This window comes from Dyella japonica DSM 16301 (assembly GCF_001010355.1).
Taxonomy (GTDB): Bacteria; Pseudomonadota; Gammaproteobacteria; order Xanthomonadales; family Rhodanobacteraceae; genus Dyella; species Dyella japonica.
This window is the reverse complement of record NZ_JPLA01000188.1, coordinates 1-283: the sequence shown is the minus strand read 5'-3', so window position 1 is coordinate 283 and position 283 is coordinate 1. Positions and strand designations below refer to the sequence as shown.

Sequence of the window (283 nt, the reverse complement as noted above, 5' to 3'; positions counted from 1 at the left end):
CAGCAGCAGGGCTATCAGGAGTTATAGCCAGAGTAGTTGTCTGAGTTTTATTTTTAACTGTGATAGTTGCAGTAGTTTCTGCTGTTTCAGCTTCAGCTTCTGGAACTGTATTTGTTGCAACTACTTTAATAGTCTTTTGACCGGCAGGTCCTTTTAGTATATAACTAAAAGTTGCTTCCGTTTCTTCTTGCGGTGCATCATCCACAGTCCAAGCATATGTAATAGTTCCACCTTCAGCCTGACCACTAGGTGTGGCAGTAAACTGCTGGGTCTGTCCTATAAC

At 42.4% G+C, this 283-nt stretch carries 1 protein-coding gene; it reads right to left on the bottom strand.

The window, feature by feature from the left end; genetic code table 11:
* A partial coding sequence (locus Y882_RS19795) for a PKD domain-containing protein (RefSeq protein WP_156171605.1) occupies positions 1-283 on the bottom strand: 283 nt, incomplete at both ends.